12 protein-coding genes and 3 pseudogenes are annotated in these 22,163 nt (G+C 62.6%); 6 read left to right on the top strand and 9 right to left on the bottom strand.

What is annotated here, in order from left to right; genetic code table 11:
• Positions 1 to 284 precede the first annotated feature (284 nt).
• The 9 genes from HNR00_RS24530 to HNR00_RS26120 all read right to left on the bottom strand — a co-directional run bounded on the left by HNR00_RS24530 (position 285) and on the right by HNR00_RS26120 (position 15,671).
• Complete coding sequence (locus HNR00_RS24530) at positions 285 to 1,730, bottom strand: hypothetical protein (RefSeq protein WP_183574020.1); 1,446 nt, start codon at positions 1,728 to 1,730, stop codon at positions 285 to 287.
• Positions 1,727 to 5,344 carry a hypothetical protein gene (locus HNR00_RS24525; RefSeq protein ID WP_183574018.1) on the bottom strand — a complete coding sequence of 1,206 codons (3,618 nt, stop codon included), beginning with the start codon at positions 5,342 to 5,344 and terminating at the stop codon, positions 1,727 to 1,729. The genes HNR00_RS24530 and HNR00_RS24525 overlap by 4 nt, the downstream gene beginning before the upstream one ends.
• A 2-nt stretch (positions 5,345 to 5,346) precedes the next feature.
• Positions 5,347 to 6,528, bottom strand: coding sequence for a hypothetical protein (locus HNR00_RS24520; RefSeq protein ID WP_183574016.1), 1,182 nt, complete (start codon positions 6,526 to 6,528; stop codon positions 5,347 to 5,349).
• 31 nt (positions 6,529 to 6,559) lie between these two features.
• The gene (locus tag HNR00_RS24515) at positions 6,560 to 7,996 is read right to left on the bottom strand and encodes a hypothetical protein (protein WP_183574014.1); all 1,437 of its coding nucleotides are present in this window, start codon (positions 7,994 to 7,996) and stop codon (positions 6,560 to 6,562) included.
• A gap of 21 nt (positions 7,997 to 8,017) precedes the next feature.
• On the bottom strand, positions 8,018 to 8,989 hold the full coding sequence (locus HNR00_RS24510) for a hypothetical protein (protein WP_183574012.1): 972 nt from the start codon (positions 8,987 to 8,989) through the stop codon (positions 8,018 to 8,020).
• 45 nt (positions 8,990 to 9,034) lie between these two features.
• A complete protein-coding gene (locus tag HNR00_RS24505) occupies positions 9,035 to 12,295 on the bottom strand; it encodes a hypothetical protein (RefSeq protein ID WP_183574010.1) in 3,261 nt (1,086 codons plus the stop codon).
• Between the two features lie 36 nt (positions 12,296 to 12,331).
• Entirely contained in the window at positions 12,332 to 13,606 is a 1,275-nt protein-coding gene (locus HNR00_RS24500; RefSeq protein ID WP_183574008.1) for an AAA family ATPase, read from the bottom strand.
• Positions 13,603 to 15,198 carry a hypothetical protein gene (locus HNR00_RS24495; protein ID WP_183574006.1) on the bottom strand — a complete coding sequence of 532 codons (1,596 nt, stop codon included), beginning with the start codon at positions 15,196 to 15,198 and terminating at the stop codon, positions 13,603 to 13,605. Before HNR00_RS24495 ends, HNR00_RS24500 begins: the two co-directional genes overlap by 4 nt.
• Positions 15,199 to 15,272: 74 nt before the next feature.
• Positions 15,273 to 15,671 carry a COG3415 family protein gene (locus tag HNR00_RS26120; protein WP_210306678.1) on the bottom strand — a complete coding sequence of 133 codons (399 nt, stop codon included), beginning with the start codon at positions 15,669 to 15,671 and terminating at the stop codon, positions 15,273 to 15,275.
• Between the two features lie 371 nt (positions 15,672 to 16,042).
• Between HNR00_RS26120 and HNR00_RS24485 the strand changes: the two genes are divergently transcribed.
• The 6 genes and pseudogenes from HNR00_RS24485 to HNR00_RS24460 form a co-directional block, all read left to right on the top strand.
• Positions 16,043 to 18,232, top strand: coding sequence for a hypothetical protein (locus HNR00_RS24485; RefSeq protein WP_183574004.1), 2,190 nt, complete (start codon positions 16,043 to 16,045; stop codon positions 18,230 to 18,232).
• A 90-nt stretch (positions 18,233 to 18,322) separates the two neighbouring features.
• A pseudogene (locus tag HNR00_RS24480) lies at positions 18,323 to 18,765 on the top strand (transposase); the annotation flags it as partial.
• 45 nt (positions 18,766 to 18,810) lie between these two features.
• Positions 18,811 to 19,278, top strand: coding sequence for an IS66-like element accessory protein TnpA (gene tnpA / locus HNR00_RS24475; RefSeq protein WP_183574002.1), 468 nt, complete (start codon positions 18,811 to 18,813; stop codon positions 19,276 to 19,278).
• Positions 19,275 to 19,631, top strand: coding sequence for an IS66 family insertion sequence element accessory protein TnpB (gene tnpB / locus HNR00_RS24470; RefSeq protein ID WP_183574000.1), 357 nt, complete (start codon positions 19,275 to 19,277; stop codon positions 19,629 to 19,631). The genes tnpA and tnpB overlap by 4 nt, the downstream gene beginning before the upstream one ends.
• Before the next feature lie 68 nt (positions 19,632 to 19,699).
• Positions 19,700 to 21,222, top strand: a pseudogene (gene tnpC / locus HNR00_RS24465) (IS66 family transposase).
• 14 nt (positions 21,223 to 21,236) lie between these two features.
• Positions 21,237 to 21,380, top strand: a pseudogene (locus tag HNR00_RS24460) (IS630 family transposase); the annotation flags it as partial.
• Positions 21,381 to 22,163: the final 783 nt, after the last annotated feature.

The raw sequence follows: 22,163 nt of genomic DNA, 5'->3' as shown, positions 1-22,163 counted from the left end.
CATCCGACATCGCAATCACCCACGTCCTTCGACATGGCGTGCGAATCCGCGAACACCCGGTGCGTTCCCTCAACCTGCCAAAGTAGTGCTAGAGCGTCTCCACAAACTTGGAGCAGGCACACGAAACCTACGAGTTTACCTCTTTCGGCGCTCGGCAGACTGAGCGGCGCCACTTCCACATACGCTTGGAGAGAGCAAACAGCTGACGCGCCCGCACGAATGAAACAGTTTGCAGAGACACCTTAGTCGCAGCGCCTCAAACACAATAAAAATTCGGTCAGCCCCTACTGGTGAGGGCCATCTTCTTGCCGCCCATCGTTGGAAGTCGAGCTACCACATGGCGCGACTGCTCGGTCGCGGAGCGCGACGCGTCTGGTCAGGACCTTGATGCACGCGACCGCATCGGCGGTTGCTTTCCGGATTTCTTCAAGGGCTCTCGTCCGCTCACTTTCGATTTCATAAAGCAGAGCCTTGCGGAGAGTTTCATTCTCGTGCTCAATGTGCGCGACGGCGGTGCGCCGGACCTCTTCAAAGTCGGTCAAGGCTCTTCCATGCGCCCGGTCAATTTCGCCGCCTGCATCCTCCGAAGCTTTGAGCAAAGCTTTTTGAGTATCCTGCGACGCGCTTGATAGCACCGCTTGCGCTTCGTTAGAGGCGGTTCGAATCGCGGCGGCTTCCTTGAGCACGTCCTCATATGTGGCGCCTGCCGCTTTAGCATTCCGTGCCCCCTCCTGTACTAGGTCGCGGATGTCAGTGACGCGCTTGCTTACATAGCCGGCAACGCCCACGCTAACAGCAAGCAAGAACAGGGTGCCGATGGCGACCAGCGACGTCCGCCGACCGCCCACTACTTGATCGCCGAGGGCGGTCTCTGGCACGTCCCGCTTGGCAGTCTCGTTAATGGTCGGCGGCGTCGCTGATTCGGCTGCCTTCGGAGCTACCTTTGTTGAACCGGCCGCAAGCTTACCGTGCAGGAGGGCGAGGCTACCCGCATTCTCTCGAGCGGCCGCGGCTATCATCGCCATTTCCGACTTCAGCGCGGCCAATTCGGCCTGCATAGCCGCGGCGGCAGTCGCGTTTGCGGCGCTTTCGGCTTGTTGCGTCATCAGCGGGGCCCCGGAGATCGCCTGTGCGAAATCACCATGATGTGTCTTGGATGCTGAGCTGAGGCTTTCGCCAGTGCGCCGCTGCCCAATCAATGAGAAGCGGCATAGTGGGAATTTAGGCGCTTGAAGTCTAGCGGGCAGCACAGACCAGTACGACTTCATGCGTTCTGCACGCGAACCACCACGAAAAGCAGCATAGGCCAAAGTTAGGTATTCGCTTCCTTCCGGGGCGAAGAGATCGCTGCCCCGGCGCGAGTTGGCTGCGGTGTCTAAGTCTTTCAATATGGACGAGGCCGCTAACTGCGGCCCCTTTTCCAGTGCGGAGCTCAGGGCACTGTCATCTGCCAATGAACCGGCGAGGGCAGCGAACGGATCGAAATCGAGCGCAGCGTAGCTACCCTCGTCCATAAGCCGGCCCCGCAATTCCCGAACTGCCGTAGGCTTGCCGATGACCAGCCAGCGCTTGCCGATCGGGTGGTGACCGATGGCGGTGATGTTCTTGCCGAATTCGTCGGCCTGAATCTCAGAACCGAGGAGCCCGGCAACTAGGGCGACAACGCCGGCTTCGGCGTCGAGCGCCCAGCCGACGGACGTAGGTGCATAGGTTAGCGCGTCGCCGCTCATGCCGTATCCAATCGCGAAAGCAGAGTCTTCACGACCTGCTTGTAGCGGGCTTCCTTGGAGTCGAGCGGCAGTTCCGAGCCATGATCGCGGTCCGCGAAGACCTCCGCAAGATTATTGGCGACAGCATTCTCACCGACCAGCAGACCGGCTTCTACGAGATAAAGGTATCGCTCGTGAAGGATTGCATTGCGCAGCGTGTCATAAAATCTTTGCAGGGCGACTTTGCAATTATTAATCGACACACTTACCGCCTGAATTTCTCGGCTGAAGGCATCATAAAGGTCAGTACCTGAGTCGCTAAATTGCGCACTGAATGGGGCTTCTTCGATATTTCTAGCGACCCATAGCGCTAAATCGACCGTCCGCATCGCGCGCTGCGTCGCATCCCTAGATGCTCCGGCCTCCCCGCCTACCGGCTGCCCCCCGTTTGCGGCATAATCGGCGAGCTGATTCCTCACTTTGTCGAGAGAGCCGCTCATGGCCTTGAGAAGATCAGGGTTCGGCCGAGTGAAGTCGAACAGGTTGCGGCTGCGCCATTTGACATCAACAAGGTCTAGTTCGGTCTGGGCGCTGTTGAAGGCGGTGACCGCATTGGCGGGCTCGGACGCGAGCTTGTCTGGGTCAATGCTCAGGCTTCTCAGCAACGGCCCCAGAGCTGCGAGCGTGGCTATGGCGCGCAGCCGGGTCGCGAGCGGCACGCCGCCTCGGACGACAACCGCGAGATTTCGGATAGCGTTCAGCGCGTCCAAACCACGCTCCCGAACATCTAGCCTTGCGTAGGTCTCCTCTACGGAGCGGATCTTGGCTTGGTCAGTTTCTAAAAGATTGACGTGCAGCGTGGGCAGCAGTGGCCGGTAGCCCGTCAACAGCCGGATCGCCGGTCCAATCCTGCTGACCCAGTCATCCTCGCTCTGCGCGACCGTCTTCGCAAAGTTGGTGTACAGCGCCTCGGACATGCAGAGCGCAGGATGATTCTTGATCCAACTTTCTGCGCCGGCCCAGCCGTCCTCGATCGCCTTGTCCGGGTTGATTGGCATGTTTCGCCACACGCATGAGTCATTCAGTGCGCCTCTCAAGGCGTGAAACATGCTCTGCGTTCGCACAGTCTCCCGGCGCGCTTCCTCGATGTTCTGGTGCTCTTCCAGCAGCCTTTCAAGGAGCTGGCGTCCCGCCTGCCTTGTGGTGTCGGCTTTGCCGAGGCCGTTCAGCAGCTGCCGCGCTTCGTCGATGTCGCCAGTCGGGGCAACGGGCGCTGGGCCAGGAACGGCGCTAAGGTATTGTTGCCTCCAGCCCTGGAGGCGCTTGAGGTTCTGCTCCCCTGAAATGAGAGAGCGCTTCCTGTTAAACTCCGCAAAAGTTTCATCCGCAGGAATTCCCATGAGATCCAGGACGGAAAGTGTCGCGGCCTCGATTTTATCATTCAGCCTAGTGAGGTTCTCGTCGTAGGGGCCGACAAGGTTTTTGTACTCGGCCCCGAAACGGCCGTCGAAGATGCTGTGTGCAGCTCCATCACCCAGAAGATTCTGAAGGCCACCATCTGGCCTTCTAAACGACTCGAGGACCTCCTTCTTCATCGAGGCGAGGTTGACGGCTTCGGCCCCAGCCTGGAATGCGGCGCGCGTCAGCCGGGGTAGCTCGATGTCGTCGAAGGCGACCACCCTGTCAGCGACCTTCTTGAACTCGGTCTCGATGAGTGTCGCCAAGCGCAGCTTCAGCGCGGCCTTGCGGGCACCCGTGCTGGCCGGTCTGGTTTTCGTCCAGAGATGTTTCCACAACGCCTCCACTCCAAGCGTCACGGGAGGTTTGCCACCTCCGGAGCGGAGGAAGTGCAGATGAAGATTGTCGAGATTGGCCGCTGCGCAAGACTGAGCAGGGCCATAAAAAATCCCCAGTGAATCGAGGACGAGGCGGAGCAGGGACGGCGAGCGGAGCAGCTCGGCATCGCGCATGAGGATAGTACGGGCAGCGGCCTCGCCGCCCCTCGTCGGCTCGAGGCCAAGTTCTTCAAAGCGCAGCACATGATCGGTGAGCGCCTTCTCGAGTCGGTCGACCAAATCCTTCCCGGGCCTCATACCGCGCGCTAGCGCGTCGTCGCGATCGGCCAGGACATTACCGATTAGCGTGTCGACATGGCTGACTAACAGGTAGACTGGGCGACTGTGGTTGAGCGCCTGATTGTCGATCTCTTCCTCAGGCCAAGCAATACGCGGGCGGCTGCCGGGCGTGGCCTTCGACTCCGGGGGACTATTGCGGATCACATCTAACGCATCGTCCAACTTCTTGCCCGCGACCATTTCTCGGGGCCTGCCGCCGTTGAGCATCAGCATCACAACCGCCGGCGGCCGGCGGGCGTAGCGAAGCCTGATTACCTCTAGGCTCTGTAGACGGTCAGGCGATTGCGGGAAGTAGCTTTCTCCACTGATGTCGATGAAGCTAAAGCTGCACAGATTTTCCACTGCCGTGCGGGCGATGAAGCTTTCCTGCTCGGTATTCTTGGCCTCCCCATTCAGCCAATCCGCCCATAGCTCCTTTACCTCACCGTCGCCAGCGGGACCCAGGGCGTGGTACACTGTAACCTTGGGCACTCCAGCCAGCTCTGAGGAAGCCAGCATCAACGATGTCTTGCCGGCGCCGGAAGGACCAATGAGCGCGATCCGCTGCTCCTGCCCGTCCACCCAAATGATCGGCCGAGGCTCCAACACGCGGCGGGCGTTCAGTCTTATGAGCGATCGCTTCTCTAGAAGTGCCGCGACGACCGCATTATCCGCCGCCCAGAATCCGAGGAGCAATTCAATCCACTCGGGCCGGCGCGCGGCTGCTGCGGGACCATCGTACTCCTCGCCTTTCCGCAATTCGAGCGCGCCGGTCACGGAGCGCAGGTAAGCAGGCCGGCCGGCAAGCTGCGCGGCAAGCTGGCGAGCCGGCTGATTCGGGCTGGCGAGTGCTTCGCTGTAAACCGCCCCGAGTGAGGCGACCAGGGCGTGCGCCGAGGCCCGGTCCGCTATATCGCGGGACGGCGTAACGAGCGGTCGCTCCGGATCGTCCAGTCCGCGCTCCTGTAGCGCGTAAGCGGCGGCCTGCTCGTGCAATGCGCCGACCCAGGCCGCGCTCGCAGGAATAGCGCCATTATGCGACATTCCGAACAGTCGCGCCATCAGCTCCAGAAGCGCGTCGCAGTCTTCAAGCATATCCTCATTGCCGCGCGCCTGCGCGTGCAGTGCCAGCCACTCGTCGAACCAATGCTGTTCAATGCCTTCGACCGCGGGCTCGCCGAGGAAGGTGGAAAGGCCCGGCCACACCGCTGCCGCTAGATGCAGGTCCAGCTGTGCAATGCGGGTCTCGGCAAGGCGCGGCACGAAGCCGGCCAGCTTCATCATGTCGTAGATTTCGCCTTCGCTCACGTCGCCGCGATGAATCAGGAGTTGGGTCCATCCCCGGATTACTGGCCAGTGCGCTCCGAGCTGTTCCCGGGACCGTCTCAGCGAGACGAGCGCGGCGCCGAGATCGCGAGAGGTGCGACTCGGATTGGTGAGCACCCCGTTGAAGTCCGCGACGGCCTGCCGGGCCGTGTCTCGCTTGGCGGCGAGATCCGCCGTGATAGCGGTGTTTTCCAATGTCACGTTCCCTTAACCGTCGTAACGACCGGCTCGATACGAACCGGGACCCTGAGTTCAAGATTGCCGCCTCCGCTATCGGGCTCAATCGCCGCCGTGAAACCCTGATCCGCCCGACCAAGAGGGACGCGCTTGAACGGTTCATCGCCAAACCGCGCGAGAATGACGGGAAAGAGCGGCGCATCGCCGTTTGAAGCGTCGTCGCCCTCAAACCTGAGACGGAGCAGCCGCGCCGCATCCTTCGGCACCGCATAGCGAAACTCCCGCATCGCGCCGCCCACCGAGATTGGAAAGCCTGGCAGCGGCAATAGGCTTTCTTCCGATCCGCGCAGCCAGGCGTTCAGGACTCCGTCCTCGTCGAGGAGTTCGCAGAGGCCGACCATCCACCGCAGGATTGCGTCCGCGCCGCTGCTTGGCGGCGGCAATACCTCAGCTTCCAGCCGCTTGGCTTCCCCGGCCTCGCTCTCGGTTCCGAAGGCGCGCATCAGAGCGAGAGAGGACATGACGCTTTCGCACACCTTGGCCATGACCGCGGTCGGGTTGCCAGTCGTCAGAAAGGGCCGGCAGCTCAATAGAAGCGTCCGCACCAGTAGCCGCGCGAAGGCCGGAGCGCGCGCTGACGTTTCCGTCGCGGCTGCGATCCGATCGAGGGCGGAGTTCAGCTCGGTAGCGGCCGCGGCGGTCTCCGGCGTCGCACCGAGAGTGACAAGCGGCGCTGTCGCCACCCAATTCGGCTTGGCTCGCCTGTTGGCTCCGGCGGCAATATAACCTAACGCTTCAACGGAGTGCGCTTGACCTGCGCCCATAAGGGACAACGCAAGCAGGATTGGCGCGCCCTCGTCCTCGGAAATCGCCTTTTCAGGAAGCGTCCACGAGACGGTCAGACCAGAATGGTCATCCCCGCTCGACTTGAGCTTTGTTTCTAAGCGATCTGCGCGAAGGGCGATGCCGGTTGCGGTCAAGATGGCTAGATTCTCCACCGAGACTAAGCCGTCCTTGACCGTAACGACGTTGCAATTGCCAGGCTGCTGCCCCGGAGGCACGAACAACCCCCAGGGGCCGGCCTGCGCGCCAAGCGCGCTTTGACGTACCGCAAGCAAAGCGAGCCCGTGCAGATGTCCGCTGCGGAGCGTCTGCCCATCGCTTGGTATGGGGTAGCGCAGCTCGGCCGAGTTGCCGGTCATTTTAGTGCCTTTCGCTCCAGTCGGACCGCTGTCACGTCACGTCCACCTTGCCCTTCACCGCGATGTCGCGCGCAATGCTGACGAGCTTCGGCCCCACCACTATTCCTCCGGCCAAGTCCAGTTGCTCCGGTGCGGCGACAGTCACTCGGCCGTCGCCGCCTATTTCCACAACGGTGCGCTTTGAAGCGTCGTCGGCATCGGCGATCTGCCTGAGGCGTTTGCCGTGTAGCACTACGTCCGGACCATCGTCGGTCTCGTAGGCGTCCAGCCTGCGTCTCGGCGCACCCAGGAGAATCGGGATGTTGCCCTCGGTGAGGCATACGAGAACTAGGTCGCCTTGCGTCCAGCGTGTGTAAAGCGCCGCTTGCAGTTCCCGCGCATAGCCCGGAACGGGCTGGACGGCTTCGAGCGGCTTGCCATCCCCCGATTGCCAAACCGGCAAGCCGCCGAGTTCCTCCGGGACGCCATCATCCGCCGGAGCCGGCTCGACGGCCACCAGCTGCGCGGTCACTCCCGGCGCCGAGACGCGGGCGAGCACCACGATCGGCTGCCAGTCCCGTGGCGTAGCAGCGACAACATCCTGCTTCGGATCCGGTACCACGCGGATATTGAACCTAGTGTTCACCCTGCTGCTGGGCCGCGTTAAGTCAAATGACGCAACGATCTCGGCGGCGAATAGAGCCTCCTCGCCATATCGGACGGTCATCGGCAAGAGAGGGATCCACAGACCATCCGCAATCTCAACACTGCCGGCCTTGGACTCCAGAAGGTTCTGAAGGGTCTGCCATTGCGTTTCCACTGCCTGCTCAGCGTAGACAGTGAAGCCGTCTTGTCGGTTGTCGCCGGCCGCGAGCCTCCAGTGATCCCGTGCCAGGTCCAGGATCATTGTCCTTTCGGTTTCCCCGGGATTATGGGTGATGATCCGCCAAGCCTTGTCGGCGAGGCCGCGCGCCGCGCCAACGACCACCCTGGAGCCCCGCGCCATTGCAGCCACGCCGCGCGCACTGCGGAGGTTGGAGCTCTCGCCCGACCAGGTCACGATGCAGCCTCCGGGCGGGATGGCGGCTTCAATGTCAGCCTTGGCCATGCCTTGGCGGATTTCCTCGTAGGCCCGCGGCAAGGCCACCCGGCCGAGAAGGGTGGTGAGACTTTCTCCCCTCCGCCTTTGATGAACGGTTATGCCGCCCAACTTCGTGATCCCCTGCGGCGGCGCCGACGCCTGTTCGGGCGTGACCGCCCGCAAAGCACCGAAGCCGTCGGAATGTTCGACGAGCGCATCGACCACCAAGTCCAGCGACCGGCCGTCTCGATCAACCAGCGTCAGCGGCTGACCGTGTGAGATACCCCACAGCGATCCTTCGTCGAAGTCTTGCGAAAACAGCAGCAGATGGCCGGCATACCCGGCACGCGCCACATGGTCGACTTTCTGGCAGATAAAGTCTTTACCGCCGATCTCCGCGCGCCACATCCTCCTTCCTCACCTGCTTTTTCAGAGCATCGTCGCTGCAGGACCGCCCCGCGACCTAAGGCCTTTTAGCAAAAGCCCCTCGAAGTCTGAGTCGGCTATAGCGAAGCTGGCTGCTTTCGCTGCGGACGTCATCGATGTCGCCTCGATCGACTGAGCAATGTCCCTGAATAATAGACTTTCCCGCCATGCTGCCTCCGTCCAGATGCTGACTGGCGCGTTGGCAGCATCCTGCGGAATGCTCAGGTCACGAATCAGCTGCAAGAGATCGGCCGGCTGGCCCTTTTTGAAGATGCCATTGAAGGCGAAGACGGCACCTTCGGCGCCAGCCATCTGCGAAGCGCCAGCATCTGGTCCGAAAAAGTCCAGTGTCTTTTTGCGTGCCCCATCCTCAAACTGGACCGACGGCAATGTCTGGTTAGGTTGAGCGCCGGCGATAAGGTTGAAGAAGGTTCCGGACCCGTCAACATTGGCTGGGCCGAGAACTGCGAACTCGCGCAAGGTTCCGTCCTGCGCGACGTTGTATACACCTTCGGCATAGGTGACGTTGATGCGGTTGCTGCTGCCCTGTCCCGAACCGCGCAAGGTGCCCTGCCACGGAAAATAGCCGCTGCCGCCCTTCAGGTTGTGAGATCTCGTCTCCTGCGGCGTGAATGAGACGGAGCTGCCCTCCACTGCATTGAAAAGCCAGAGCGCAGTGCCGACGTCGACGCTTTGACTCGACACTACGGTTTCCGCAGATACATCGCTGATCTCTAAAATAGTGTTCGTTTTTGGATCGCTAATCTTGATCCTTGTGCGCTGCGGGACCTGTCCAGAGTAAGATGGGAATTTGCCGTCTTTCGGCTTTATCCAGTGGATCTGGACCAGCAGCTTCGCCTCTCCCGTAATCGGCTGCAATTCCCCTAGAGCGTTGAGGCGAAAAGGCTGGAGGAGCAGGTAGCCAGACACCTCGCAACTGCCGACTTCGAAGTTCACCACATAGCTGTCTGCCATGATGTCGCGGTCCCAGTTTGGATCGGTTGCGTTCGCGTCGCCGCATCAGATTAGATCGAAAAGGTCGTCCTGCGCGTTGGGCAAGGCACCGTCCGACGGTTTGTCCTTGGTCACCAGGAAGACCTTCGGGGCGTCGACGGGCATAGCCGCGACACCTGGAGGGACTAGCTTCCATCGGCTGTCGTGGACGTACCAAGTGCGCGAGCGCAGCCCGGCACCGTCATTGCCGTCGACCGCAGAAGCGACCGCCTGGATGGCCGCCACCAACGATCGCCTGAACTCCGGCGCCTTGTGTTCCATTTGCCGAGTAGCGATGGCGTGGGCGGTCAGCTTGCACCAGAGCTGGGGTTCAATCCGTGCGCTCGACAGGAAGCGGCGCCAGAACTCCGGATGGCTGTCTTTCGGGCTAGCGGGAGTCCCGGTGACGCGCTGCAGCTCCTGCCATGCACCTTCCAGGGCGCCTGTGGGACGCTTGATGCCGCAAAGCGCAAGCACCAGCGTGCCCGCCATGTCGACATCGGCGACGATTGAGGGCAGGCGCGCCGCTTCGAGCTGCCTGCCGACATAGAGCGGGAAGCCAAGCTGACTGTAAGGCGCCACTTCCTGAAGACGGGTCTGTCCACCCGGACCGCGGCGGAGCGGCGCGTTCTCCTTCTCGAACAGTTTTCGTTCGAGCGGGGCCAGGGAGCCGCTTCCGCCGGCAAACGCTTGGCGGGTGACGTAGACCACGGCCGGCGGCGGCACCGCTCCCTCGAGGGGCGACTCGTAGATCGCTTCAATTTCTATTGGATCCATCTCGCCGCGCGCATCAATCGTGGCGTTGACGATGGTCAGGACTCCATCGCCCGACCGACTCAGCTCTTCGGCGAGGGTCTTCACGTCCTTCATATCTGCGAGGTAGTCGCGCAATGCCAGCACGCGCTGCGCCTCGCCGTCCACATAGGCCAGAAAGCGGCCGATGCTCGCGGTGCCGTCCTCAATCGACTTAATCTGCAGGACGTCCTTAATGGGAACGTCCGCGAAACCGGGGTCTTTGTCGACGCTCGGTCTCTCGAGGGCCGAGCGTCCGTCGCGCTCGAACTCGCTGCGGGCGCCGACGCTGCGCATGCATTCGAACAGAATCCTGGCGAATACCGACGTGTCCTGCTTGTTGAGGACGGAGGATGCCTCCGGCGCAGCCAGGAGATGCTCTCCGAAGATGAGCGCCCGTAGGAGCGCACGGCGGCCGGCGTCTTGCGGCGCCTTCGCCACGTTGAGGAATTCCTCGTCGTCCATGATGTTGCGCTTGGCCTTCAGCACGTCAGATTGCGCCTGGGCCATGCTCGCCCAAACGGGCTTCAAGGCGTCGCTGACGGCTTCGCGCTCGCCCTCCTTGACGGCGGCGAGGAGCTCGCTTTCGGTCATCGGCAGGTTGACCGTCAGGCCCAACGACGGGCTGTAGCTGAGCGCCGGATTGTTGGGCGACGCGAGCGGCGACTCGCCGTCCTTGCCAGGGTCCGTTCCGAAACCCAGGGGAAGGCCGACCCTCTGCCCGACGGCCAGCCGCGCGACCTCCGGCAGGCTTTCTGCCCGTCTGCCGACATCGTCCTCCATGACGTCGGGGCAGCTGATTCCGCCGGCCGCGCCGGCCGCGACGAAGCCGCCGGAGCTGAAGGCAGTCTTCCACTCGGCGATCACAGCCTTTTCCAAGACTCCGCCCCGCTCGTCGATCGCCTTCTGATTAGTGGCTATAGGCTCCATAACGGCGCTCACGACCTGCGTTGACCTTGCCGCCACGGCCTTCAGCACCGCTTCGCATAAAGCCTTTCCGGAAGCATCCTTTGCCGCGCTGAGAACGTCCTGAAGCGTCTCGGCAAGGCCAAGCACCACCGGCTCCTTGACGGACTTCTCCGCCTGCATTTCGGCGAACGTTCTGTCCAGCGAGGCAAAGACCGGCATGAGCCTATCTTCGAGCAGCACGGCCGTGGCGTCGACCGGCTTGTCTGCGTCCTCCGGCACGACCGTGAAGTTCGCGTCCACCTCCCGCTCTGCCTTGAGAATTAGCTTCATCGCCTCGTCGATAAGCTCGCGGATCTGCTTCATTCCTGGAATGAATTTATCGGAAAGCTGCAGGAACAGCCTGCCCATTTCCTTAATCAGCTCGTCGGTACGGAAGACCCGCCCAGGCTTGCGCAGCCGGACCCATTCACTGATGGTCGCTTCGATTAGGTTGGCCGAGGCCCGGGCGGCCGGCTTTTCGGACGCCCCGAACCGCTGCGAATGAAGCTGCCGTAGCTTTTGAGCGTGGAGTTCGAAAAGCTCCTTTTCCAGCGCCGCGTCGATGTTGGTCGGTTTCCAGCCCTTGTCTACGTAGAGCGTCTGAAGGATCGCCTTTGCCTTCTCCCGCGGATCGGGCGACGACGAGAAGGCAGAGAAGTACCAAGCGGTGACGAAGGCCATGAGCGGCTCGGAGCGCGCAATCTGGGTAACTACGTCGCGGGCTTCGCGGTAAACTGCATAGATTTCCTTCAGTGACTTGCCGCGGTGGCCGTGGATCGGAAGATTTCTCAGCTTCTGGTCAAACTCGCCGGCGATCCTCGCATCTGCCCCTTTCGCCGCATCCTTCTGAAGGACCACGAATCGATCGCCATCGGTCGCTTGGTTGAGCCAGGCCCGCAGGGTGCGCAGGTGGTCGAGCAGGTCGTCGCGCAGCTTGACGAGCTCCGGGGGGGCCGTTCCCCGCCTGAACGCATCGCCGGGAAACGCGTCTCTAGTAAGCTCCAGGATTGCCGCCGCGTCCTCCCCTGGCGCCCTCAGATAGGCGGTTAGCAGCCTGTTGAAGCCCGGCTCATAGATCAGTTCGTGCAGGTCCACGCCACCGACCTTCTCGCCAGCGCTGCGCCGAAACATCCGAGAAAAATAATAGGCTTCGGTGAGGAGCACATCGAAGCTGGGATCCCAAAACGGCGCCTGCTCGTCCAGGCCACGCATCAAGTCCATGACGATTTTGCCGCCGATCTCCTCTGGCGCGGGATTGCCGGTGATCTTCAGAAGCTCGCGCTCCAGCGCCGTGCCGGAGATCGGCAGCTTCGTGCTGTCGCCGTCCACTGGCTCGGCCGGCGTGCTGATGCGCAGGGACATGAACGGATGGATGCCGCTGATCGTTTCCTCGATGCGCTGCGCCCGCAGTCCGAACTCAATCGCGGCCGGCGCATCCCGGAACCTGACGGTCTTCACTCGGCCGGATTCGTCGTCCGCAACGCTGAACGCGCCAACAATCGCGACGTGCTGGCCGGACGCCTTTAGCCTGTCTTCGGGACCTGGCATTGCTCCCCCCTCTTAGTCCGCCGCTCCCCGGCGTCGTTATACGTCGCTCGGAACGTCCTCTGGCAGCAGGACATCCAATCCCGGCTCGTTTTCCCCCACCATGCCCGCGCGGTTGAGACGATACGCTTGGCGCCTCAGCATCTTTTCCCACAGGTTGCGCACGGCACGCGCGTTCCCGAAGGCCGCTCCCGTCGCACTTTTGTTGGCGCTCAGCCAGACCGACACGCTCGCCATCAGCTCCGGATGGGAGATGTCGCATCCATGACGCGCCGCAAGACGCTTGAAGATTTCTGCAAGCTCACCCTCGGAGTAGTCAGAGAAACTGAGAATTTCATTAAAACGACTTGAAAGTCCAGGATTTGACGAAAGAAATTCCTTCATTTTGTCTGGGTAACCAGCAACAATAAGGACAAATTCATCGCGATGATCTTCCATCATCTTAAGAAGTACGTCAATGGCACGCGGCCCGAAATCCTGATTGCCGGCGGCGCTCAGCGAGTAGGCCTCGTCAATGAACAGGACGCCTTCGAGCGCTTCCGCGACCTTGCGCTGTGTATTCTCCTCCGTGGCGCCAATCACGGCCCCGACTAGGTCGGCCCGCGAGACTTCGACGAGATGCCCTCTCTTTAGGTACCCGAACTCCCGGTAGATGTTGCCCAGTATCCGGGCCACGCTGGTCTTGCCAGTTCCGGGATTGCCGGTGAAGATCTGGTGCAGGGAGATGTCCACCGGCTTGCCTCTTGAAGCCGAGCGGGACGCGCGGACGTGCTGGACGTGCAGGAAGTCGTTAAGCTCCAGGACTTGACGCTTGACCGCCGCGAGACCGACGAGTTCATTGAGCTCCCTGCGCCAATCCGTCCGCGGCGGCGCTCCCTCGGCCTTGACGACGGGCTCGGGCGCCCAGGCGGATGAGCGCGTGAAGTCGTCGCCTGCGACGTGGAAGTCGCGCAGCACGTTGGTCCACACGTCGACTGTCCAGTCTGGAACGTCGAGCCGGGCACTGGACCTCCAGCGCAGGATCCGCTCGTGGACGAAGCGACTCGCTGGCCCGTCGGCCTCCGACTCTTCCAGGCGCGCCGCAGCCTCGGCCAGCTGCTCGTCGCTAAGACCGGAACTGCCGCTCAGCCGGTCGATCACGCGCTTTTCGAGCGCCTGCTGCATAAGGAGCAGTCGCCGTTCGGCTTGATAGGCCGACAATTCCTGGGCCTTACGCAGGCAGGCGTGGACGACGTGCGCCCAGGTGACGGGCATCCCGTGCTGGGTGCGGACCGCGTCGGCGATCCGCTTGAGATAGTCGAAGACCTCGGTCATTCCCGCCCCTCGGCCAGCAGCCTCACCTTCAGCACCGAAGCGACGTTACCGGTGAGTGCCCTGCCGCGACCTCCGAGAACGAGCCCGCCGAGCACCGCCTCGCCCAGCTCGCCGGAGCCGGCGGGCTGCTCCCATCTCGGTGCGAAGCCGTAGGGCCGGCGAAACAGAGCCGCGTAATACGACCACCACCAAGCGCCGCCCTCAACCTCCCAGGTTGGGAGCGGTTTCAACGGCTTTGATGCCTTCGGGTCGAGGAGCTTAAACCACCAGCTTGCCGCCGCCACCGGCGAGGACAGAAGGCCGAAGCTGTTCCTCTCGCGGAACGCTTCCCAGGCCTGCATGTCCTTCTTGTCCAGCCATGGGGGCGGCGTTGGCAGGGTGGCCAGGATCGGCGAGCGTGGCAGGAGCAGGTCGCGCCCAACCTCCTCAACGAAGCTGAAATGCGGAAAGCCGGTTTCTGATGCCGCCGCGGCCGCGCGCCTGCGGATTTCCTCCCCGGGACCGCGCCTCGCGGCGAGCGACCGCACAAGCCGCGGCACGTCCGCCCTTGCTAGGGCCTCCTCCAGATGCTCCCCAGTCAGGTCGTTTCTCGTCACGCCATCTGTCGTTTCATTCCTTCGATGCCTCGAAACCTCATCCACTAGCACAGGCAAAGGCGTCTGGTGCGACAGCTCATCCGTGAGCTCGATGCCGAGAAGGCTAGTGCAGTGTCTCGCCAGCCAGAGAAGGTCGGTGTGGCTTCGAACCTCTGGAGTCGAATGCCAGCGCCACGCGGCCTCGCCGCCTCCGGCCGCGTTGTCGAGGAAGAAAGCCCCGCCCAGCGCGTCGAGCAACGGAAACATCGCAGCCGCCCCGGCCGGACAACCTTCGCCGAACAAAAGCCTCGGTACGGCTGGCATCGCGTCGGCCAGCCTGAGGCTTTCGGCCCACCCCTGCCGCATCGCCGCGTGCAGCGCGAGCCGCGCAAACTCCCCCCGGCCAAGGCCGGGATGGATGTCGAGCAACGACCCATCCGAGCGGTAATCAAGGTCGGCCCGGGTCTCGGGGAGCGAGCCGTCCACAGGAAAGCGCAGAACTAGCGGATTGAGATAGGCGTTGGGCGCCTCATCCGCCACGCTGGTCCGCGCGGCGATCGACACCCGCAGCGGCCGGGTGTCTTCCTCTTCCGTGCGTCCGGTCCGCTGGTAAATGACACCAGCGGTCACCGACGACCAGAATGCGGGATCGTCAGCCCAGATATCGACACCATCGTCGGCCCTCAGGCTAAGCCTTTTCCAGTATTGATGAACTCCATCGACCGTTATATCGAGATAACTTGGCGCAAACTCGCTGTCTGAACATGCGAATACTTCGTGTGCAATCCATAAATGCGCGTTGTCGCGCTGAAGGAGTGATATATCACGAAGTTGTGCAACTAATCCACCGCCCTCAGCCTTAATGGATACAGTAGACGTTGTGGCATAGCTCGCCGGATAATACCAGGTAAGCGGTAATTTCTTGAGTCCTCGCGTGGCAACACCTTGACGATAGAAGTCGTCAATGATGCCCGCATTTCCGGCATGGCCCGAATGGATAGAGAAGACCGTGTACATCACCTGTCAGAGAGCCGCTAATTTCGCTGCAATCGATAGCATGGAAGCAAGTTCCTGGTGAAGCTTGACTTTGGTCATTTAGGCGACGCGGCGGTGGGAGTACGCCTAGGGGGCTGGCGGCAGAAGCGGGGTTCTGTTCGGGGAGTCAGCGGCGCGATGACGGCACATTCCGCTCGCAGCAGAGCGCACGACAGCGACGGCATCGACGCGGTCGGACGCGGTTCCGAGTGGACTTGCCCCGCAAAAGTGGAGAGCTCTTTTCCTGAAGGAGGGTTCTGATGGCAGACCGGAAGCAAACCTTCACGCCTGAGTTTCGCGCCGAGGCGGTGCTGTGCTCCTGAGCTAGGCTCGTCGCGGAGTTGGTCCGTGCGCAGACGGGAGAACCGCTCGCGCCACTTGCCGACCGTGTGCTTGCCCGTGTTCAGCTCTGCCGTGATGGCGGTATTGCTCGCCCTGTCAGCGGCCAGCAGCACGATTCTGGCGCGCAGGGCGAGCCCCTGGGCTGTCTTGTGTCTTGCGACGGCGAGCCCAGCTCTCAAGCTCGGCTCGCTCCTCGGAGCTTAGATCGAGAGACGTGGGCAGGCGGTAGGCCATCTACACCTCCCAGCACGCCCAGATTTTGCCACAAACTTCAATCGCAGGACACTAGCAGCGCGGCGATCGAGAACGGTGCGAGCAGGCTGCGTTGTGTCTGTCAGCGAATTCTTTGCATAGTGATCGACCAGCGGGGGATTGACCGAGTCTGCCCCGTCGTCCTTCGGGTTCCTGTGCACCGCCCGGCTCGTTCGGCATCCGGAGATGCCAGGACCTAGTTTTCTGAGCTTGGGGAGGGGGGCACATGTGCATGACTAGCGGCGGCATACGCGTACTCCTGAAGGGCTATTCGCACGATGTTGCCCCGGGAACCAGCTCGCCCGGGAAGGCTGACGGCAGCATCGAATTTACTGATCGCCTAAGCAGGATTTCGGTCGGCAGATCGGAGGTGGTGCTGTCGCCTTTGCCGTTCACCGTAATCGGGTGCACCAACAACGGCGACGCGGTCGGCGGCGGCGGCGGCACGGTTAAGGCGGACGATCATGCGGTCAGCAGCGGAAACCTGACATTGCGTGACGGCGACAAGGGTACGTGCCAGGGCACCCTGATCTCGCCGACACTTGGGGCCTTACAGTGCCGATGTAAGGTGACAGTGAAGACCAATACTTCTAGCGGCGGTGCCGCGACGGCGGCAAGCTCGACCGTTGCAGCGCTGGACGCTGGGGCGGCGCTTTCGGGGCGTGGTACGGCGAGGCAGGTAGGCCTAGAACGCCAAGCGGAGCGGCGCACGCTCACCGTCTTAAACGGCGACGGCACGGCGGCCGCGGACGTTTCAGCACATTTTCGAGGGCTCGACGGCGCTCGAGCCTCGCTGACCGCGAATGGCTCCGGCGTCATCAGCCTAGAAAAGTTAGGCTTTGTTCCACGGTTCGCGACTCTTTCCGAAAACCCAGCCAGGTGGACACCTTATCCCGCTCGGGTAAACACTCTAAACAGCCAGGAATTCTCACTGGACACCTTTCTTCTCGACTTTTACGGCCGCGCCAGAATGGAGTTTGCTCACGGCGATCTTGCCAGGCCTCTTCCCAGACGGACAGTCGGCTCCGTACTTGCCGATCAGGTTGCGGCTCTTGCCAACTGGATCGGCGGCTCGTTGATGGGCGAGTTCAACGAAAACCCGAGCTCCAGTCAGATCGTGCTGGACATGGTCGTGACGATGATCCCCGTCGTCGACCAAATCGGCGACGCACGTGACATCGTGGCAGTCGTGCTGCGCATGCGCGACCAGAGTGAAAGGAAGCGCTTCCTGAATTGGCTGTCGCTTGCCACATGCCTGATCGGCCTCATCCCAGAACTGGGCTCAGCACTGCGGGCGGCGGCGCGGCTCGTCATGCGCGACTTCTTGCGTGCAGGCGGTAATGCTGCGCGGATCACCGGTAATACGGCTGACGCAGTCTTTGCAGCAATCCGTAAGCTTGGCCTAGGCGATCCGAAACGCTTCCTTACATCAATCAACTGGGACCGTGTGGCAAGCGAAGTGGTGGCAGCATACCGCGAGCTCGGCCGGCGCGCCGCGACGGTGATCAACTATCTGCAATCTATTGCCGAGGCTCCGCTGCGGGCGTTCCTAGAGCAGCTGCGCACGCTGTTCGAGCTTTCCGGTGCGGACCGACAGCTCCGCGCGGCCATCCGATGGCTCAAGGAGAAAATGCCGGCCTGGTTACAAAAAAGCCTTGACAGGCGGCCTAAGAGCATCTTTCCGGATGCCAGCTATGCGAATCAAGTCGTCCTTGACGGCTCGTCGAGTATGGTCACCCGTCTTGAAAACGGTTTGGACAAGGACTTGTATAGCCTGAAACGCACGATGACGCCCGTCGCGCGTTACCTAACTCCCGCGGGATGGCGGGCCGAAACGCACAAGATCTTCGAGCGGCGGTTCGGAAAACCTCTGGAATTCAAGCTTTCAAACGCTCCGGGTGAAACGTTCAAGGTGTGGAACGCTCCGTCCGGGCATCTATTCGGCACCTATGATGAATTAAATAGGCTTCGAGCAGCATCTCGCGAGCAGCTCCACAGCAGCCGCCGAGCGCGAATCTCCGAGGCTGCCGCAGCCTCGAATGCAACAAACGATGTCGCAATTCGCGAGATATACAGCAAACTGAGGAAATACGAGCATCATCACTTGATAGAAATGCAGGACATGAAATTGGTTGGTGCATTCGACGAAAATATCGTGTTTGGCGTTAGGGAGGAGGCTTCGAAGCTGCTGAGCGATAAATACAATCAACTGCCATGCATCGTCGTCCCGAAAGATTACCACACAACCATTACGTCCGAGCTGAAGCGCAGCAGGAAAGAGATAGGCGGGATTACTGTCGACGACATTATTGAAGAATATTCATTAGCTTATGAATATATTATGAGCAACAAGGTCGCCGACGAGATGGGTTCAATCCTGGCTGATGTTGTAGAGACGATTAAAGCACAGTATTTCCGTTAGAGCGTTTTTGGTTTGCACCGAGTCGATCCGGCGGGGGTCACAGGTAAGGGGTGGGCTGATCCACTGATCGCTCTGGAGGAGGAGCGACAGATGGGACGGCCCTACAGCCAGAATCTGCACGAGCGGGTGGTGAAAGCTGCGGCAACGACCTCGCGCCGGCAGGCGGCAGTCTCGCTTGAGGTCGGTGTCGCGACATTGATCCGCTGGATGGCCGCGCTGACGACGACCGCGACGGTGGCGCCTCGTCCGCAAGGGCGAGCGCGTCGCTCGAAGCTTGATCCGCACGAGGCGTTTCTGCGCGGCCTGATCGACGGGCAAGCCGACATCACCCCTGAGGAGATGCGCGCCCGTCTATGGGACGAGCATGATCTGACGGTCGGGCTCGGGACCTTGTGGAGCTTCCTCGACGCGCGCGACCTCATCTACAAAAAAAGACAGCTCACGCCGCCGAGCAGGATCGCCCGGACGTGAAGGCCGCGCGCGAGGCGTGGTTCGAGGGCCAACTCGATCTCGATCCTGCGCGCCTCGTGTTCCGTATGCGATGTTTGGAGCCCACCTTTCGCTGGCCGGCGTAGAGGATGATGCTGACGGCCCCTGGGTGGGATCGTTTTGTGTCTATGGTCGAGCATATGGTCGAGCCGCCGCGGACCGTGCGGCGGCTTGAGGTCATCACCACCGCGAGCGGCCGGCGGCGTTGGTCGCAGTTCGAGCGCAGACGGATCCTCGCTGAGGCCATGGCACCGGGTGCCGTCGTGTCGGTTGTCGCGCGCCGGAACGGGATGAGCCCGCAGCACCTGTTTACCTGGCTGCGCGAGGCGCGGAAGGCGCCAACAGTCGGTGGAAGGGCAGCGGCCTTCGTACCGGTTCTCCTCGATGAGCCTGCCTCTGCGTCATCCGCATCGTCGCCCCGGGCCGGCATCCGTCCTCTGGGCAGCCCTGCTACCGGGATCGAAGTGGAGATGGCCGGCGCCGTGGTGCGCATCGGTGCGGACGCAAGCCAGGCTCAGATCACCGCGGTGATCCGGGCGCTGAAGGCTCCCCTATGATCGGGCCCTCCGGCGCGGCGCGCGTGATGCTGGCCACGCGGCCGGTGGACTTCCGTAAGGGCATGGACGGGCTGGCCGCTCTGGTCCGGGACGCGATGGGTGGAGATCCGTTCTCGGGCACGGTCTACGTGTTCCGCTCGAAGCGCGCTGATCGGGTGAAGCTTCTGGTCTGGGATGGAAGCGGGCTGGTCCTCGCGACCAAGCGTTTGGAGGCGGGTCAGTTCTGTTGGCCGAAGATCGAGGACGGCGTGGTCAGGCTGAGCGCCGCGCAGCTCGCGGCGCTCGTCGAAGGCTTGGACTGGAAGCGCGTCCATGCGGCGCGTACCGTGAGCGTACCGGCGGTTGCCGGCTGAGTAAAAAGGCTGGCCAGCGGGCTTCATCGCAGTGGTAAGTCACTGGCGGATCTGCTCTCATCCACTTTGTGGCTGCGCCTGCTTCGCCCTCGTCCGACGATCCCGAGACGCTCAAGGCGCTGCTCGCCGAGGAGCGCGCCGAGAACGAGCGGCTGCGCCAGATCATCTTGGCCATGCAGCGCCACCGGTTTGGCCGCCGCGCCGAGAGCCTGCCCGAGGATCAACTCCTGCTCGGGCTGGAGGAAGCCGAGCAGGTCGAGGCCGCGGGCTTTGCCGCCGAGGAGAGCGAGCCCGCCAAGCAGGAGGCGCGGAGGGTCAAGCGGCGCACGAACCGTGGGGCGCTGCCCGCCCACCTGCCGCGGGTCGAGTGCCTCGTCGATATCGACAGCACCGCCTGTCCATGCTGCTCGGGTGCCCTGCACCGAATCGGCGAGGACGTATCCGAGCGCCTCGACGTGGTGCCGGCGCAGTTCCGGGTGCTGGTGATCCGGCGCCGCGCTACGCTTGCCGCGCCTGCGGGGACGCAATTGTGCAGGCACCCGCGCCGGCGCGGCTGATCGAGGGCGGCCTACCCACCGACGCTCTCATCGCGCAGGTCCTCGTCTCCAAATACGCCGACCACCTGCCGCTCTACCGGCAGGCGCAGATCTTTGCCCGCCAGGGCGTCAGCCTCGACCGCTCGACGCTGGCCGACTGGGTCGGGCGCGCCGCCTTCCTCCTCCGGCCCGTGCACGAGCGGCTCCTGGAGACGCTCAAGCGCTCGGGCAAGCTGTTTGCCGACGAGACCACGGCACCGGTGCTCGACCCGGGCCGCGGCCGCACCAAGACCGGCCAGCTCTGGGCGTATGCGCGCGACGACCGGCCCTGGGGCGGGACGGATCCGCCCGGCGTCGCCTACGTGTACGCGCCCGACCGCACAGCCGGACGACCGATCGCGCATCTGTGCGGGTTTGCAGGCGTGCTGCAGGTCGACGGCTACGCGGCCTACGAGAGCCTGGCCAGGGGCGGCGCGGTGCGGCTGGCCTACTGCTGGAGCCATGTGCGTCGGCAATTCTATGACCTCGCCGCCTCCTCGCCGATCGCCACGGAAGCGCTCTCTCGCATTGCCGTGCTCTACCGGATGGAGGCCGAGATCCGCGGCCGCTCGGCCGAGGAGCGACGGGCGGCCCGTCAGGAACGAAGCCGGCCCGTGGTCGATGCACTGGAGGCGTGGTTGCGGGAGAAGCTCGGCCTCTTGAGCCGCAAGAGCAACCTCGCGGAGGCGATCCGCTACGCCCTGAGCCGCTGGGCGGGGCTGAGCCTGTTCCTCGCCGACGGGCGTGTCGAGATCGACTCCAACACCGTCGAGCGCGCGATCCGGCCGCTGGCCCTCAATCGCAAGAATGCCCTGTTTGCTGGTTCGGACGGCGGAGGCGAGCACTGGGCGGTGATCGCCTCGCTGGTCGAGACCTGCAAGCTCGTCGGCGTCGAGCCGCAGGCCTATCTGGCTGACATCATCACCCGCATCGTCGAGGGCCATCCGCAGCGGCACCTCGATGATCTGCTGCCATGGGCTTACCAGCCAACGCCAGCCCTCAAAGCCGTGGCCTGAGGACAGCGCTTACCGTGTTCCTCGATGAGACTTGGACCTCCACCAACATGGCCCGTACCCGTAGGCGTTCACCGCGCGGCGAGCGGCTGCGCTTGCCCGTCCCGCACGGCCATTGGAAGACCACGACCTTCGTCGCGGGCTTGCGCCTATCATCGATACGATCACACCCGATGAATGCGCCAACTTCTTCGCCGCAGGATACGAGCCAGATTAAACCGATAACGCTCTAGCGAGTGGGCGTGCGTTGATATCGGCATCGCTCCAAATGTAGCGGCCTTCAAGCCATAACTCAGGTCGGAAGCCGTCACGGGGTTGCGACCCACAACCAGTAGCCGGCGCCCTCAGCTGTGCAGATAGTGGCGACGGATTTGGTGGTGATCTGATCTAAGCGCGCGGCGACGCGTCGGAAAGCTTTTATGCAGCAGAATACGTAGTCAGTACGTTGCGGCTACGGTGCAGCGCAGGCAAGAAGCATCAGGTTCATCCAGCAAAGCTGCTCGTCTTGATGAAGTGTTTGTTGGGGGATCGCGCAGGCTACCGTGCGTCGGGTTGCGTCAATTATCACGCTACGCAATGGCGCGTCTATGGTGCAGGCGCCGGCTGCGTCCAGGGCGTCGCGATTGCTGGCAGCAGCCCGATCCCGGACTGCCATATTGCTGGCACTTGGCCACCCGGATCGAAGCGCACTCCGGTCAACCGGCCGGTCGCGTAAGCGCCACTATCGATGCCGAGCCGCCATCGCGTTGCATTTGGCGCATCCTCAAAGATCGTGTGCCCATGAACGACGAGCCGATCCACCGCGTGCGCTTCCTCAAGGAAAGGTTCGCGGATCCAGGTTAGGTCGTTCTGATCTGCCCCCACGAGGTGGTCCAAGTTCGAAGTTAGTGCAGGGTCGGCCTTTGCTCCACGGGTAGCTTGGCCGGCGGAGCCGGTCGGGTGAG

This window comes from Methylorubrum rhodinum, from assembly GCF_014199935.1.
Taxonomy (GTDB): Bacteria; Pseudomonadota; Alphaproteobacteria; order Rhizobiales; family Beijerinckiaceae; genus Methylobacterium; species Methylobacterium rhodinum.
This window is presented reverse-complemented; position numbering and strand designations above follow the sequence as displayed.

Bases quoted from the DNA above. Each gene is read 5' to 3' on its own strand.
- HNR00_RS24530 (WP_183574020.1), bottom strand. From the start codon at position 1,730: ATGAGCGGCGACGCGCTAACCTATGCACCTACGTCCGTCGGCTGGGCG.
- HNR00_RS24520 (WP_183574016.1), bottom strand. From the start codon at position 6,528: ATGACCGGCAACTCGGCCGAGCTGCGCTACCCCATACCAAGCGATGGG.
- HNR00_RS24515 (WP_183574014.1), bottom strand. From the start codon at position 7,996: ATGTGGCGCGCGGAGATCGGCGGTAAAGACTTTATCTGCCAGAAAGTC.
- HNR00_RS24510 (WP_183574012.1), bottom strand. From the start codon at position 8,989: ATGGCAGACAGCTATGTGGTGAACTTCGAAGTCGGCAGTTGCGAGGTG.
- HNR00_RS24505 (WP_183574010.1), bottom strand. From the start codon at position 12,295: ATGCCAGGTCCCGAAGACAGGCTAAAGGCGTCCGGCCAGCACGTCGCG.
- HNR00_RS24500 (WP_183574008.1), bottom strand. From the start codon at position 13,606: ATGACCGAGGTCTTCGACTATCTCAAGCGGATCGCCGACGCGGTCCGC.
- HNR00_RS24495 (WP_183574006.1), bottom strand. From the start codon at position 15,198: ATGTACACGGTCTTCTCTATCCATTCGGGCCATGCCGGAAATGCGGGC.
- HNR00_RS24485 (WP_183574004.1), top strand. From the start codon at position 16,043: ATGACTAGCGGCGGCATACGCGTACTCCTGAAGGGCTATTCGCACGAT.
- tnpA (WP_183574002.1), top strand. From the start codon at position 18,811: ATGATGCTGACGGCCCCTGGGTGGGATCGTTTTGTGTCTATGGTCGAG.
- tnpB (WP_183574000.1), top strand. From the start codon at position 19,275: ATGATCGGGCCCTCCGGCGCGGCGCGCGTGATGCTGGCCACGCGGCCG.